Origin of the sequence: Nocardia noduli (assembly GCF_019038455.1) — a bacterium.
Classification (GTDB): domain Bacteria; phylum Actinomycetota; class Actinomycetes; order Mycobacteriales; family Mycobacteriaceae; genus Nocardia; species Nocardia noduli.
In genome coordinates this window covers 1-220 of the sequence record NZ_JAFMPL010000335.1, presented here as the reverse complement: position 1 = coordinate 220, position 220 = coordinate 1, and the positions used below count along the sequence as shown (strand labels likewise).

1 protein-coding gene is annotated in these 220 nt (G+C 67.3%); it reads left to right on the top strand.

Going from position 1 to position 220, the window contains the following annotated elements:
* Positions 1-220, top strand: a 220-nt coding sequence (locus JZ792_RS41645) for a beta-ketoacyl synthase N-terminal-like domain-containing protein (protein WP_216918478.1), incomplete at both ends; no start/stop codon positions are given.

Here is a 220-nt window from a genome sequence, read left to right as displayed (position 1 = left end):
CAGGGCCGGGATGTGGTGTCGCAGTGGCCTCTGGACCGGGGCTGGGATGTGGGGTTGTTCGATCCCGAGCCGGGGGTGGCGGGTAAGTCCTACACGCGAGACGGCGGGTTCCTGCACGACGCGGGGTTGTTCGATGCCGGGTTCTTCGGGATCAGCCCGCGGGAAGCGACAGCGATGGATCCGCAGCAGAGGTTGCTGCTGGAAACGGTGTGGGAAGCCC